Origin of the sequence: Burkholderia sp. PAMC 26561 (assembly GCF_001557535.2) — a bacterium.
Classification (GTDB): Bacteria; Pseudomonadota; Gammaproteobacteria; order Burkholderiales; family Burkholderiaceae; genus Caballeronia.
The window spans coordinates 439,358-453,305 of the sequence record NZ_CP014306.1 but is presented as its reverse complement, the minus strand read 5'-3'; the positions used below and the strand labels follow the sequence as shown (position 1 = coordinate 453,305).

Annotated in this window: 10 protein-coding genes; 9 read left to right on the top strand and 1 reads right to left on the bottom strand. The window is 58.0% G+C overall.

The window, feature by feature from the left end; translation table 11 throughout:
* Window positions 1-53 precede the first annotated feature (53 nt).
* The 3 genes from AXG89_RS02110 (at window position 54) to AXG89_RS02095 (ending at window position 4,055) form a co-directional block, all read left to right on the top strand.
* On the top strand, window positions 54-227 hold the full coding sequence (locus AXG89_RS02110) for an ATP-binding cassette domain-containing protein (protein WP_269467672.1): 174 nt from the start codon (window positions 54-56) through the stop codon (window positions 225-227).
* A 1,476-nt stretch (window positions 228-1,703) separates the two neighbouring features.
* Window positions 1,704-2,678, top strand: coding sequence for a glycosyltransferase family 9 protein (locus AXG89_RS02100; protein WP_236873363.1), 975 nt, complete (start codon window positions 1,704-1,706; stop codon window positions 2,676-2,678).
* Window positions 2,679-3,113: 435 nt separating this feature from the next.
* A complete protein-coding gene (locus tag AXG89_RS02095; protein WP_236873362.1) occupies window positions 3,114-4,055 on the top strand; it encodes a transposase in 942 nt (313 codons plus the stop codon).
* Between the two features lie 57 nt (window positions 4,056-4,112).
* On the opposite strand, the gene AXG89_RS02090 is transcribed toward AXG89_RS02095, so the two are convergent.
* A complete protein-coding gene (locus AXG89_RS02090) occupies window positions 4,113-5,618 on the bottom strand; it encodes a mannose-1-phosphate guanylyltransferase/mannose-6-phosphate isomerase (protein ID WP_062167472.1) in 1,506 nt (501 codons plus the stop codon).
* A 485-nt stretch (window positions 5,619-6,103) separates the two neighbouring features.
* On the opposite strand from AXG89_RS02090, the gene AXG89_RS02085 reads away from it, so the two are divergent.
* The 6 genes from AXG89_RS02085 to AXG89_RS02060 all read left to right on the top strand — a co-directional run bounded on the left by AXG89_RS02085 (window position 6,104) and on the right by AXG89_RS02060 (window position 13,906).
* Window positions 6,104-7,474: an undecaprenyl-phosphate glucose phosphotransferase gene (locus AXG89_RS02085; protein WP_062167470.1), complete on the top strand. Its 1,371-nt coding sequence runs from the start codon at window positions 6,104-6,106 to the stop codon at window positions 7,472-7,474.
* 51 nt (window positions 7,475-7,525) lie between these two features.
* On the top strand, window positions 7,526-8,917 hold the full coding sequence (locus tag AXG89_RS02080; protein WP_062000107.1) for a UDP-glucose dehydrogenase family protein: 1,392 nt from the start codon (window positions 7,526-7,528) through the stop codon (window positions 8,915-8,917).
* A gap of 92 nt (window positions 8,918-9,009) precedes the next feature.
* Entirely contained in the window at window positions 9,010-9,465 is a 456-nt protein-coding gene (locus AXG89_RS02075) for a low molecular weight protein-tyrosine-phosphatase (protein ID WP_062170217.1), read from the top strand.
* Window positions 9,459-10,634, top strand: coding sequence for a polysaccharide biosynthesis/export family protein (locus AXG89_RS02070; protein WP_062167468.1), 1,176 nt, complete (start codon window positions 9,459-9,461; stop codon window positions 10,632-10,634). The genes AXG89_RS02075 and AXG89_RS02070 overlap by 7 nt, the downstream gene beginning before the upstream one ends.
* 35 nt (window positions 10,635-10,669) lie before the next feature.
* A complete protein-coding gene (locus AXG89_RS02065; RefSeq protein ID WP_062167467.1) occupies window positions 10,670-12,892 on the top strand; it encodes a polysaccharide biosynthesis tyrosine autokinase in 2,223 nt (740 codons plus the stop codon).
* 27 nt (window positions 12,893-12,919) lie between these two features.
* A complete protein-coding gene (locus AXG89_RS02060) occupies window positions 12,920-13,906 on the top strand; it encodes a glycosyltransferase family 2 protein (RefSeq protein ID WP_062170215.1) in 987 nt (328 codons plus the stop codon).
* Window positions 13,907-13,948: the final 42 nt, after the last annotated feature.

Genomic DNA, 13,948 nt, shown 5'->3' with positions numbered 1-13,948 from the left:
GCCCTCTTGAAGTCGTACGGGGCGTGGGGCGTGATGTTCACCGCGGCGAAATAGTGACGATTAACGGGCCGAGTGGTTTTGGCAAATCCACTTTTATTCACTGCGTGAACGATCTGGAAATACCGACTGAAGGCACCGTTACGCTTGGTGACGTCACGACCAACGCCCATGATCGTCGCGAAATGACAAAACTGCGTGAGGATGTTGGCATGATGTCTCAGGAATAGACGCTGTTTCCGCATATGTCCAATCTGCGTAACATTACCTTCGCGCCGGTTAAGCTCGGGCGCATGACGAAACCGGAGGCGAAGTCGATGGCGCTTAAGCTGCCAGAGCGAATTGGTCTCGCACACAGGTGGGACGGGTATCAGGAGCTGCATCTCGCGAAAGGCTGCGCAGACCTCGCTATTGGATCGCCAGTCAGTCGAGCATCATGACATACGGTGAACGCGGGCAAATCCCCTGAGAAACCAGAGAGAAGATTGGCCGATCGACCCGAGCCACGACATACGCACTCGCTTCAAGAGCATTAAGAAAGGCGCACCTGATCTGCAAACGATTCTATCCGAGGGATCTGGAGGAAAAGAACTCCGTGTCATAGCCGGGTCGAGTCGGTCATATCTGGTGATAGCCTTCATCGCACAGAACAACACTGGCGCTCTGCCGGATCACTTTTTCAATTACCTCGGTGGGGCATTCCGCTGTGAAGTCGCGGCCGGTTTTTGCCATCGATTAATCTTCAAGACCTTCTAGGGTGAGGAGAGGAACAATCGCACCTGACCTCCACATGAGATGTTCTTCTCTGCATTCGCTTGAACATTCCGGCCACTGTAAGTGTCCAAATCAATGGGCACAACAAAGCTGCCGAGACATAGCTGGAACCACCTTAGTTAACCAAAACAACTTAAAAACCTTTCTAGTTAATTATTTGAATATACAAACAAGTTTTGGTTGCAAGCAGTGCAATCTGGGAGTTAGAGTGAGTTGTTGTCCAAAGAAATACTTAAATTTGTTCGTTCGGACAAAGAGGTTTTTTTGCGCGACTCTTTAGTGGAATTGGTTTGTATGAAAAAACGTATTTTATTATTAGCTCGCTGATTTACGAACAAATTCCTTGAAGTAATTTCTCGACTTTTTAATAAATAAAAAATAATTGCTTTATATTAGACTAACAGTAATCAATACCTCATGGCGAAGAATGATGTTGTATAGATGCTAGCTATTGTCTTTTTAGATTAAAAATACGTCGCGATATAATCTTGATTTAACTACCGCTTGGTGACGAGTGAGCAAAAAGTTGAACGAAAGGATTAGCGTAAACATGGACTATTTCGATTTATTTTAGGAGATTTTTTACCGTTGGTTATTGCTGACCTTGTCTTCGCACGTCTAACATATCGATCGTAATAAATTTCGTCCGCGTCCGTTACCTAGAAAGCTGTCCTCATTGCGCCGTTACCACCAAAAACCATTTCGGAGATGAGGGTGCTCGACAGTATGGCCGAACTGAGCTTGTCCAGCAGCACTCAGTATGCTCAGGCTTATGTCTTGAGACCGTTGCCTGAGGTTCTCGCAGTCCGGCATAATGTTGTTACAAGGCCTTCTGTCTTTTTAGTTTGAGTTGTGCGTTGCAAACCCACTGCCGCGTATTTCGAAACGGGGCGGCCAAGTCGGAGATGTCACAATACTAACTGGAAAGCGCAATGTTACTGGATGAAATTTCTGCCTTAACTAACATGGGATCACTAATTTCTGCCAAAAAAGAGATCGTAGCGCCGTACGATCTTGAAGTCTCTGATACCGCAGCTGCCGATTATTGTGCGCTAGGTTTGTCTAATGGTGTCTTCAACGCTGCATTGGCTGAATTTGATCCTGATTATGCAACTGTCTCAAGGGTGAGCGTCATTAACGGCATGGGCGTGACACTTGGGGATTCCATCATTGGCATAACGGCGTTGCACGCGATCAAAGCGAATTTTTCGCAAATTTCCTTTACTATTTATCGACCGAAACATACGCCCGCATACGTCAAGCAGCTTTATGAAATCGCCGCGCCGCAACTTGGCGAAATTGTCGATTTGCCAATCCGGCTCGCCGCCCCTGAAGAGGGGGAGTTACGCATTGATATCGGCAACCATTTGTTCTGGCCAAAATTCACGCGAATGCCGATGATCGATTTTTTCATCGATGCATTGGGCGTGAAGCCGGAATCAATTCCCGCCGAACTCAAGCGCAACCATTGGCTTGAGGATCTGTGCTTGCCGGCGCCACAGGCGACGAGCGGCGATTACGTCCTGCTGTGCCCCACGGCGAGCACGCCTGTACGAAGTATTCCAGCGTCGCAGCACGCGCGCTTGGCTGAAGCGCTGTGGCAGCGCTTCGGGCTGCCTGTGGCGGGCTTTGGCGCGATCGACCATGCGCATTACATCGATCTCACGTCGCGCTCACCGCGCACTGCAGACTTCATCGCGTGGATCCGGGGTGCACGTTATCTTTTCACTCCCGATACCGCCGCACTTCATATTGCTGCCGGCTTCGACATTCCCACCACGGCTTTTTTCACCACGATTTCCCCTGACTTGCGGGTCCGCGATTACCCGTTTTGTCATTCGGTGAGTTGCCGCTGCCGCAATTGGAGGGCATTCAAGCGAGCAATCAGGCAGGCGACATACGAATGATCGAGCGTGCGTATCGCGGGATAGCAACACCGGCATTCTTTTCAGAAACTACTTAACGTCGTTAAATTCAATGCACTCAAGCGTCGGCAATGTAGTCGGAATAAATTACCTGAAGTTGTAAGAATAAAATATGATATGAGTCGCTGAAAATCTACTCTTTTGTCATATTCGGGCAAACCATTAGGATGGTATGCTTCCTGCACGTATTCTTCATATCCTATGACGTAGGACGATTTGTGCGCCGAGATGGAACTGGTTGTGCACCACGGCGCAGATTAGATGCATTTCGTATGCACCAACTTGTCGTTTTTAGCAAACGTTTGCGAACACATCGAATTTCCTGATTCAGCGTCGCGCGGGTGGATTCCACCTTCGCGCATGGTTCAACGCCTGGTTCAACTTTCGCAGAGCGGTCTGGCTGCACGGAGCAACCCAATGTTTTTCGACGAACTCAGCAATGAAGAGTGGGCGCTGATCGCCCCGCTAGTGGCCGAAGGCGAAGTCCGTGAACATCGTCGGGGCCGGCCGCGCGCACATCCGCGCACCATCGTGAACGCGGTGTTGTGGATCCTGACAACCGGTGACACGTGGTCGAAGCTTCCCAGCCACTATCCAACCGTGCCGACATGCCGCCGTCGTTTCAATGACTGGCAAATGGACGGCACACTGATAGAAATGGTCACCCAGCTCGCCACGCGCGGCCGGTCATTCGCCATTGTTCCCTCGCCGCCGGTCGAAGCGCCGCAGCGGCAAACACAAAGCGCGTATGAATGCGACCGCTTGCGCGGCGTGTTCTGGCAGAACCCGGAATCGTGGGGCGCCGGCGACGGACGCGGTGCAAATGCCGTCGACGCGCTGTTCGCTGCCGTGCCGCGCCGCTTGCCGGATGCGCATGATGTCGCACGCGCGAATGCGTCCACGGCGTTGTCCGCGAGTCGCGCCGCGATGCTCATGAATGTGCCGCGTCCCATGTATCACGATGCGTCGCGCATGGCCGGACGTCGGCTCGATCCGGTGCCCATGGCCTTCGAACCCGACTGCACGCCGGTGCATGACGCGCACGGCTACGCCATCTATGCGATCGCGCGCCCGGTCGCGGGCAGCATGTTCCGCGGCTGGGCCGAGATCGTGAAAGACGGGCGGCGCGTCGAGCGCTCGGGCCTGATTGGTCCGCGGTACGGAAATGCGGAGGAAGCGGCGGCGTACGCGCTGGAATGGTCGCGTAGATGGATCGCGTCGCAATCCACGCGGGTCTCGCATCCGGGTCAGGCTGCGTCGACGGAAGTCGCAATGGATGCTGCTGCCAACCTCGATCATGCGCAACTGGAACGCGCGACGCCCGTCGAAGCGCGGCGTTTTGCGGACGTGCAAGGTTAGACGTCGCAAGACTTCACGTCATGCGGCGCGCATAAAGCGCGCGCCGCATGACGTTTCTCATTGGCGACCGTATTTGTCGTCGAAACGAACGATGTCGTCTTCGCCCAGATACGTGCCCGACTGGACTTCGATGATTTCGAGCGGCATCTTTCCCGGATTTTCCAGCCGATGCTGCACGCCAATCGGAATGTAGACCGACTCGTTTTCGGCAAGGATGAACTCCTCCTGGCCGCGCGTCACCAGCGCCGTGCCGCGCACCACGACCCAATGTTCAGCGCGGTGGTGATGCATTTGCAGCGATAACCTCGCGCCCGGTTTCACCACGATGCGCTTGACCTGGAACCGGTCGCCGTTATCGACGGAATCGTAATGGCCCCAGGGCCGGTGCACCTTGCGATGATCTGCTGCCTCCTTGCCTTGCTCGGCCTTGATGCGCCCGACGATTGCCTTCACGTCCTGCACGCACGACTTGTCGGCAACGAGAATGGCATCGGCCGTTTCCACGACCACGAGGTTATGCGTTCCCACGCACGCGATCAGCCGGCCTTCGGAATGCGCGTATGTGGATGTCGATCCCTGGAACATCACACGTCCGCGTGCGACGTTTTCTTCGCTGTCCTTCGGCAGGATGTTCCAGATTGCGTCCCATGAACCGACGTCGGACCAGCCCGCGTTAAGCGGTATGACGGCGCCCGTGCAGGTGCTTTGATCGGCGGCGAGCTGCTCCATCACCGCATAGTCGATGGAATCCGAAGGCGAGGCCGCGAACGCTTGTTTGTCGAGGCGGAAAAATTCGCCGTCGCGCGTGCCGGCATCGCACGCGGCGCGGCAGGCCGCATGTATTGCGGGCTGGAAGTGTTGAATGGCTTTCAGCCACACTGACGCCCGTACGATAAAAATTCCCGCGTTCCACCAGTACTCGCCGGAACTCACATATTGGCGTGCAAGTTCGAGATGCGGTTTTTCGACGAATCTTTCGAGCGGCCATGCGCCCGAGCCAAGCATCCGCTGCCCGACCTTGATATACCCGTAGCCTGTTTCCGCATGTGTCGGGACGATGCACATCGTGACAATCGCACCGTCTTCCGCGCATTTCGCGCCCGCACCAATTGCCTTGTGAAACGCTTCGGTATCCGTAACAACATGGTCTGCGGGCATCACGACGAGAACGGCGTCATCGCCGTACGCCAATGCATGCATGGCGGCAACGGTCAACGCAGGGGCCGTATTGCGCGCGACCGGTTCGAGCAGCAGGTCGGCTTTGCGGCCCGACGAGCGCAACTGGTCTGCCGTCGTGAAACGATGATCCTCGCCGCACACAATGATGGCGTCGTCGACGCGGGCCGTGCCGTATGTCAGGCCGTCGAGCCGTTGCGCGGTGGATTGCAAAAGCGACTGTTCGCCAATCAAGCCGATCAACTGCTTCGGGAAATGCTCGCGAGACATGGGCCAGAGACGGGTTCCGGCGCCACCGGCGAGGATGACGGGCTGGATTCTCAGCCGGGTTTCGGAGGCGGCAGGAAAGTGTGGCGCGCTGACAAGCGTTGTATCGATGGCGGTCATGAAGAGGGAACTCCTGGGCTTGAACGGGTATTGCAATTTTTAGCACGGAGTAAATAGCCGATAAATCAAAAAACCAGAAAATAATCGACAGCTATATGCGGGCCGGTATGCCGGCCATTCGATGTAACTGAGACTGACGCCTGAATTTTTTTCTTACGAAGCGCGAATTTTTTATTCGAAAATAATTGCCTAAGATTCGGCCGAAACCCTTGCGGAGTAAGCATCGAAGTCGTTGACGACGTCCGCGAAAAATCCGCAACGCCGCGCGACAACCGACGATCGAAACGCCAGTCAATCCCGCATATGACGAAAATAAATCCGTTGAAAACGGTGAATTAATTCACGCATTATTTTGCGGTTGCAGCATGAATTAAATTCCAGCCTTATACGGGTATGTACCAAGGTAATTGGCGTACTCGCTTTGAAGCGGCTTCGACGCCAGAACGAGTTCCAGCGCGCCGCGCATTTCACCCGAGGTGTTCTACATGTTGAGCGTGCTTTCGAGAATGATCGACATAGCGATGGTCGCGCTGGGCGCGTTGCTCGCCGCGTCGCTGCACGCGGGAAATGCGGTATGGCTCGACGACATGCAAAGCACGCTGCTGGCATTCAATTGCGTGCTGGTGATCATGACGTTCCCGTCGTTTGGAATCTACAAGTCGTGGCGCGGCAAGCCCGTCTACGACCTGTTGCTGCGCGTGACGGTCGCATGGCTGATGGTGGAAGGCGCGGGCGTGCTGCTTACGTTCAGCGTGCATCGTGCAGATTTGCTGTCGCGTATGTGGTTGCTTTATTGGGGCGTGGCCACGGCAGCGCTGTTGATGATTTCGAAGGCGAGCGTGCATGCAGCGCTCAAGTCGCTGCGGCGCGAAGGTTTCAATCAGAAAGCGGTGGCGATCGTTGGCGCGGCGCCTTATGGCCAGTTCCTGATCGAGCAGATGCGCAGCCGACCGGAAGCGGGTTTTCGTCCGGTGTATGTGTTCGATGATGCCTTCGCCGAAGAGACGCTCGCAGGCGTGCCGGTGAGCCGAGATCTGGCCGACCTGACACAACTCGTTCGGCGTCGCGCAATTCGTGAACTGTGGCTGGCGTTGCCGATTTCACAGGAACGCACCATCCACAAACTGGTTACCGAGTTCCGCGATGACTTCGTGAACATCCGCTTCATCCCGGACGTACGCAGCCTGTCGTTCTTCAATCACGCCGTGGTCGATCTGCTCGGCGTGCCGGCGATCAACCTGGCGGCGTCGCCGATCACGGATTTGAAGGTACTGCCCAAGCGCGTGTTCGATCGCATGTTTGCCGCCATCGTGTTGCTGAGTCTCGCACCGCTGTTGATCGCGCTCGCGGTTGCGGTGAAGTTTTCGTCGCCAGGACCGGTGTTCTTCAAGCAAAAGCGCAAGGGTATCGATGGAAACGAGTTCGAGATTTTCAAGTTCCGCTCCATGCGCGTGCACAAGGAAACCGCCGGGCACGTGACACAAGCGAAGAAGGGCGACAAGCGGGTGACGCGCGTAGGTGCTTTCCTTCGGCGCACGAGCCTCGACGAACTGCCGCAGTTCATCAATGTGCTGCGCGGCGAGATGTCGGTGGTCGGTCCGCGCCCGCATGCGCTCGAACACGACGACATCTACAAGGATCTCGTGAAGGGCTACATGTACCGGTATCGCATCAAACCCGGCATTACCGGCTGGGCGCAGGTGAACGGTTTTCGCGGCGAAACGGACCGCATCGAAAAGATGATGGGACGCGTGAAGCTCGACCTGTACTACATGCAGCACTGGACCTTCGGACTCGACATGAAGATCGTCGCGATGACTTTGTGGAAGGGTTTTGCGGGCGCCAACGCCTACTAGAAGAATCATCGAATAACGCTTGAATAATTTGCCAACCCTGGAGCACGTGCTATGAAACTCACCATCATCGGAAGCGGCTATGTAGGCCTCGTGACGGGCGCGTGCCTCGCCGACATCGGCAACGACGTGTTCTGTCTTGACCTCGACGAACGCAAGATCGCCATTCTCAACAGCGGCGGCGTGCCGATCCATGAACCGGGCCTGCAGGAAGTCATTGCGCGCAATCGCGCAGCGGGGCGCCTGACGTTTTCGACCGATGTGAAAGCTGCTGTCGAGCACGGCGAAGTGCTGTTCATTGCGGTCGGTACGCCGTCCGACGAAGACGGCTCCGCCGATCTGAAATACGTGCTCGCTGCGGCGCGCGACATTGGCCGTTACATGAACAACTTCAAGGTCATCGTCGACAAATCCACGGTGCCCGTCGGTACCGCGCGCCGCGTGAAAGCGGCGATCGATCATGAACTCGCCGAGCGCGGCGAGACACACATGTTCTCCGTGGTGTCGAACCCGGAGTTCCTGAAGGAAGGCGCGGCTATCGACGACTTCACGCGGCCCGATCGAATCGTGCTCGGTTGTGACGACGATGTCCCCGGCGAACGCGCGCGCGAACGCATGAAGCGTCTTTATTCGCCGTTCAACCGGAACCACGAACGCACGCTTTACATGGATGTACGGTCGGCCGAGTTCACGAAATACGCGGCCAACGCCATGCTTGCCACGCGCATCTCGTTCATGAACGAACTCGCGAATTTCGCGGATCGTGTGGGCGCGGATATTGAAGCGGTGCGTCGCGGTATTGGTTCCGATCCGCGCATTGGGTACGACTTCCTGTATGCGGGTTGCGGTTATGGCGGATCGTGTTTTCCGAAGGACGTGCGCTCGCTGATCCAGACGGCCGGCGAGCACAACGAGCAGATGGAAATCCTGAAGGCGGTGACATCGGTGAATGAGGCGCAGAAACAGACGCTTGCGAACAAGATTGTTGCACGCCTCGGCAATGATCTGAGCGGCAAGAAATTTGCGCTGTGGGGCCTCGCGTTCAAGCCGAATACCGACGACATGCGCGACGCCCCGAGCCGCGTGTTGATCGCGGCGCTGCTGGAACGCGGCGCGACGATCAGCGCCTACGACCCCGTCGCAACGGACGAAGCCCAACGTGTGATCGCGCTCGATCTACGCGATACCCCCGAGCAACTCGCGCGTTTGAGCTACGCAAAGGACCACGCCGATACGCTCGATGGCGCGGATGCGTTGATCATCGTGACGGAGTGGAAGGCGTTCAAGAGCCCGGACTTCGATGGCATGAAACGCCGCCTGAAAACACCACTTATTTTCGATGGCCGCAATCTCTACGAGCCGGAAACGATGGCTGAGATCGGTATTGAATATCACGCGATCGGGCGCGGCGTCCGGCAAGCGGCCAAGTCGCCGGTCACGGCTTAACCCGTAGAACTCTCATGCGCGAAGACCGGCCGAAGGACCCGGTGCTCGCGCCATGCGCCGCAGTATCGAACATATTCACGGACACCGCCCACATGTTTCAAAGCGTCTTGATTGTCTGCCATGCAAATGTCTGCCGGAGCCCCGTCGCCGAGATGCTGTTTCGCGCGCACTCGGCCCGGATGGTCAACAAACATGCGAGACGCGGAATCGAGTTCGGATCGGCAGGGCTCTTTGCGCAAGAGGGCCGCGCTATCGATACGACCATGTCGCGGCTCTTGATGGAATGCGACGTCGATTCATCGGGACATGCTGCACGCCAGCTCGATCGCGCCATGGCTCGTGCAGTCGATCTGATTCTGGTACCTGAACGCAAGCACATCACGGCGATCGAGGAGATGGAACCGGTCACGCGCGGCAAGGTGCACTTGCTCGGAAAGTGGGAAGACTCGGAAGTGATCGATCCATATGGTCGCCATGAAAGCGCCTATCGCGAGAGCTTCGGGCTTATTGAACGTCTGGTCCAGGGATGGCTGAATAAAATATGGTGAACCGGTCTCTAGCTTTTACTGTTTCCGTGGTCCTTTCGCTGACGACTTTTCTGTCGGCTTGTGGCGCGCTGCCGGGCTATAGCCTGAATACATCGCGCCTGCAGGACAACGACCCTACGCCAACGGCGACTTATCCGGTCCGCCTGATTTCGGCCGATGTCATCCTGCAGCAAAATCGTCCGGCCGCTGCCGCGCCGTTACCGCCTGCGCGTTTTGCCGATCCGGCGCAATATGTGTATCGCGTGGCGCCGCAGGACATTATTGGCGTCACGGTCTGGGATCATCCCGAACTGACCACGCAGCAGGGGCAGACCTTGTCTGCCGGTGGCAACACCACGCAAACGGTGGCCGGCGCGCTCGCGCAGCCGTACACCACGGCGCTGCCGGGCCAGGCCGATCCGTTCGGTCAGACCGTCTCTCCCGACGGCACGATCTTCTTTCCGTTTCTCGACAAGGTCCGCGTGGCGGGCAAGACCGCAGGCGAGATCCGCGATCAGCTTGCAGCAGCCTTGACGCCGTATTTCAAGAAGCCGCAGGTCGATGTGCGCGTGCTTGCGTACAGAAGCCAGAAGGTGTCGGTGACGGGCGAAGTGAAGACCCCCGGGCCGCTTGCAATGAGCGACGTGCCGCTTACGCTCGTCGATGCCATCACGCGTTCCGGCGGAACGACTGCCGACGCCGACCTGCAACGCGTGCGTCTTACGCGCAACGGCAAGCTGTATCAACTCGATGCCGACGGCGTGCTCGATCGCGGTGAAATAGATCAGAACGTGATGCTTCAAGCAGGCGATATCGTCAACGTTCCGGACCGCACGGACAGCCGGGTATTCGTGATGGGTGAGGTCAAGACGCCGCTGCCTGTATCGATGATGAAAGGCCGCCTCACGATAGCCGATGCCCTCACGCAAGCCGGCGGCATTCTCGATACAGACGCCAACGCGCGGCAGATCTACGTGGTGCGCGGTGCGCGAGAAAAACCCGAATCGCCCGATATCTACCGGCTCGACCTGACGCAACCGGACTCGTTGCTGCTGTCCACGCAATTCCGTTTGCAACCGCTCGACGTGGTGTATGTGGGCACGGCCGGGACGGTGCAGTTCAACCGTCTGGTCAACCAGGTCCTGCCGACTCTGCAGACAATCTTCTACCTGAAGCAACTGACGCGTTAATCGTCAATGCGCGTCATATCAACCGGGATTGAAACGTGAGCACGCCAGCACATTCCTATCAGGGCAAGACAGAAGAAGAGGACGTCGTTCTCGGGCAGTTGCTGCAGGTGATCATCGACGACATCTGGTGGCTGATCGGGATCGCGGCGTTCATCGTGCTCGCAGCTGGCGCGTATTGCTACGTCGCCAAGCCCGTGTATTCCGCCGATGCCCATGTGCGTGTCGAGCAATCCGACAACACGTCGCAAGCGCTCACGCAAACGCAGACGGGCGCGGCTATCGGCAATTCGTCGGGCGCGCTGCCAACGGATGCGGAGATCGAGATCATCAAGAGCCGTGGGGTGGTTGCGCCCGTTGTCACCCAATGCAAGCTCAACTTCTCCGTCACACCTATGACCGTGCCGCTGCTCGGCAGCCTGGCAGGGCGCCTTGCGACGCCGGGCAAGCCGTCGAAGCCGTGGCTTGGAATGAGCTCATATGCCTGGGGCGGTGAGCAGGCGGCGATCGATTCCATTGAAGTCGTGCAGCCGCTCGAAGGGCAGAAGCTCACGTTGACCGCGCTTGCCAACAACCGCTATTCGCTCGCGACGCCGGATGGCCGCATGCTGCTTGAGGGCACCGTCGGCACGATGGAAAGCGGCAACGGCGTGAACATCAACGTGGCGAAACTCGTCGCGCGTCCCGGCACGCGCTTCACCGTGCTGCGGGCGAACGACCTGGACGCCATCGCGTCGTTTCAGTCGGGCATCACGGTGGCGGAGCAGGGGAAGGCGACGGGCGTCATTCAAATATCGTTGGAGAACGGCGACCCGGCACGCGCCGCGGAAATTGCGAATGCACTGGCTGATTCATATCTGCATCAGCACATCGAAAGCAAACAAGCCGATGCCGAAAAGATGCTCGCGTTCCTGAAGAGCGAACAGCCGCGTTTGAAGGGTGATCTGGAGCACGCCGAGGCTGCGCTGACCGAATATCAAAGCAAGTCCGGTTCGATCAACGCCAGCGATGAAGCCAAGGTCTACCTCGAAGGCAGCATCAGCTACGAGGCGCAGATATCCGGACTGAAGTTGCAGATTGCGACGTTGAATCAGCGCTACAACAGTGCTCATCCGGCGCTTATCGTGGCGCAGCAGCAACTCGGTCAGCTCGAAGCGGAACGCGCGAGGTTTGGCGAGCGCTTTCGTAACTTGCCGGCGTCGGAAGTTAAGGCTGTATCGCTGCAACGCGATGCAAAAGTGGCCGAGGACATCTACGTTCTGCTGCTGAACCGCGTGCAGGAATTGTCGGTGCAGAAGGCCGGCACGGGCGGCAACGTGCATATAGTCGATGCCGCCTTGCGCCCCGGCGCGCCGATCAAGCCGAAGAAAGTCCTGATCATGTCGGCTGCGGTGATCCTTGGACTGATCCTCGGCACGGGCTTCGTGTTCCTGCGCCGCGCGATGTTCAAGGGCATCGTGGACCCGGACAAGGTCGAGCGCCTGGCCGGTTTGCCGCTGATCGGACTCGTGCCGCTGAGCGTGGAACAAACGAAGCTCGATGCCGAAGCCAAGCGTACCGAGCGTGATCGCGATCGTGTCCTGCCCATTCTCGCAGTCATGCGCCCGAACGACGTCTGCGTGGAGATCATGCGCAGCCTGCGCACGTCGCTGCAATTCACGCTCATGGAAGCGCGCAACCATACGGTGATGCTCACTGGCCCGGCATCGGGCGTCGGCAAGAGTTTCCTGGCGGTGAATCTGGCAGTGCTGCTTGCGGCATCGGGTAAAAAGGTTTTGCTGATCGATGCCGACATGCGGCGCGGCAAACTCGAGCGGTCATTCGGCCTCGATCGTGCGAATGGTTTGGCCGAACTGCTTGCTGGAACTATCGGGCTGGAACAGGCAATACGTACCACGCGCACACCGTTGCTCAGTTTCATGCCCGCAGGCAAGCGCCCGGAGAATCCGTCGGAGCTGCTGATGTCGCCGCGCCTGCAGCAATATCTCGATGGCCTGGGACGTGTCTACGACGTGGTCTTCATCGATACCCCGCCGATTCTCGCGGTGACGGACGCATCGATCATCGGCAAGTTGTCGGGCACGAACTTCCTCGTGATGCGCTCGGGCGCGCACAACGAAATGGAAATCTCCGATGCCATCCGGCGTCTGCGCACAGCGGGCATTCCGCTCGCCGGCGCAATCATGAACGGCATGGCGCAGCGCTCGCGCGGCTATAACCGCGGGCACTACGCAGCGGTTGAAGACTACCTGAACGTTTGACGCATCGGAGCGCGCATGACATCGACCCTGACTATTTCCGTGCTGGTTCCGACGTATCGCCGTCCGGCCGATCTGAAGCGATGCCTCGCGGCGTTGCGTACACAAACGCGCGCGGCCGATGAAGTGCTGATCGTCGCGCGGCCTGAGGACGATGCCACGCATCGCGCGATCGAAACGGAAATGGCCGAGGGAAATCCGTTCGAGTTGCGCGTGATCGAAACCGGACTCGGCGGTCAGGTCGCGGCGTTGAACCGTGGCCTCGATGCAGCGCGCGGTGACATCGTCGCGATTACCGATGACGACGCGGCACCGCGAATCGACTGGCTTGCACGCATAGATGAAGCTTTCTCCGGCGATGCGTCACTGGGCGCATTGGGCGGCCGCGACTGGGTCTTCGAACACGGTTCATTGCTCGATGGCGAACGCACCGAGGTCGGCCAGATTCGCCGCTCGGGGAAGATCATCGGGAATCATCATCTGGGCGTTGGCGCGCCGCGCGAAGTCTGGTTGCTCAAGGGCGCGAACATGATTTACCGGCGCGCGGCTGTCGGCCAGTTGCGCTTCGATACCCGCTTGCGAGGCAAGGGCGCGCAGCCTTGCAACGATTTATCGTTCAGCTTGAGCGTGAAGCGCACGGGCTGGAAGATGGTCTACGATCCGCGCGTCGCTGTCGATCATTTTCCGGCCGAGCGTTTCGATGACAACGGCCGGGATGCGCAAACGCTCGGCGCGCTGGCGGACACCGCCTACAACGTGCATCTCGTGTTGCGTGAACATCTGGGTCCCATCGCACGGCATGTCGCTTGGTACTGGTACGCGGCCATCGGCACGCGTGCCATGCCGGGATTCGCTCAGACGCTCCTCGCGCTCGCACGTACCCGCAATGCCGCTTGCTGGACGCGTTATCGCGCAATGCGTCGAGGCGCCCGCGACGCCCGCCGCGACGCGCAGCACGAACCCGCAGCGTATGCGCTCGCCATGCGCAGCCATTCCGATGGAGCGAAAGCCGCATGAGCCGCGTATCGAGGGTCCTGCATTCACAGCGACAACACGGCG

Coding starts and splice junctions, on each gene's coding strand:
- AXG89_RS02095 (WP_236873362.1), top strand. CDS start 3,114: ATGTTTTTCGACGAACTCAGCAATGAAGAGTGGGCGCTGATCGCCCCG.
- AXG89_RS02080 (WP_062000107.1), top strand. CDS start 7,526: ATGAAACTCACCATCATCGGAAGCGGCTATGTAGGCCTCGTGACGGGC.
- AXG89_RS02070 (WP_062167468.1), top strand. CDS start 9,459: ATGGTGAACCGGTCTCTAGCTTTTACTGTTTCCGTGGTCCTTTCGCTG.
- AXG89_RS02090 (WP_062167472.1), bottom strand. CDS start 5,618: ATGACCGCCATCGATACAACGCTTGTCAGCGCGCCACACTTTCCTGCC.
- AXG89_RS02075 (WP_062170217.1), top strand. CDS start 9,010: ATGTTTCAAAGCGTCTTGATTGTCTGCCATGCAAATGTCTGCCGGAGC.
- AXG89_RS02100 (WP_236873363.1), top strand. CDS start 1,704: ATGTTACTGGATGAAATTTCTGCCTTAACTAACATGGGATCACTAATT.
- AXG89_RS02085 (WP_062167470.1), top strand. CDS start 6,104: ATGTTGAGCGTGCTTTCGAGAATGATCGACATAGCGATGGTCGCGCTG.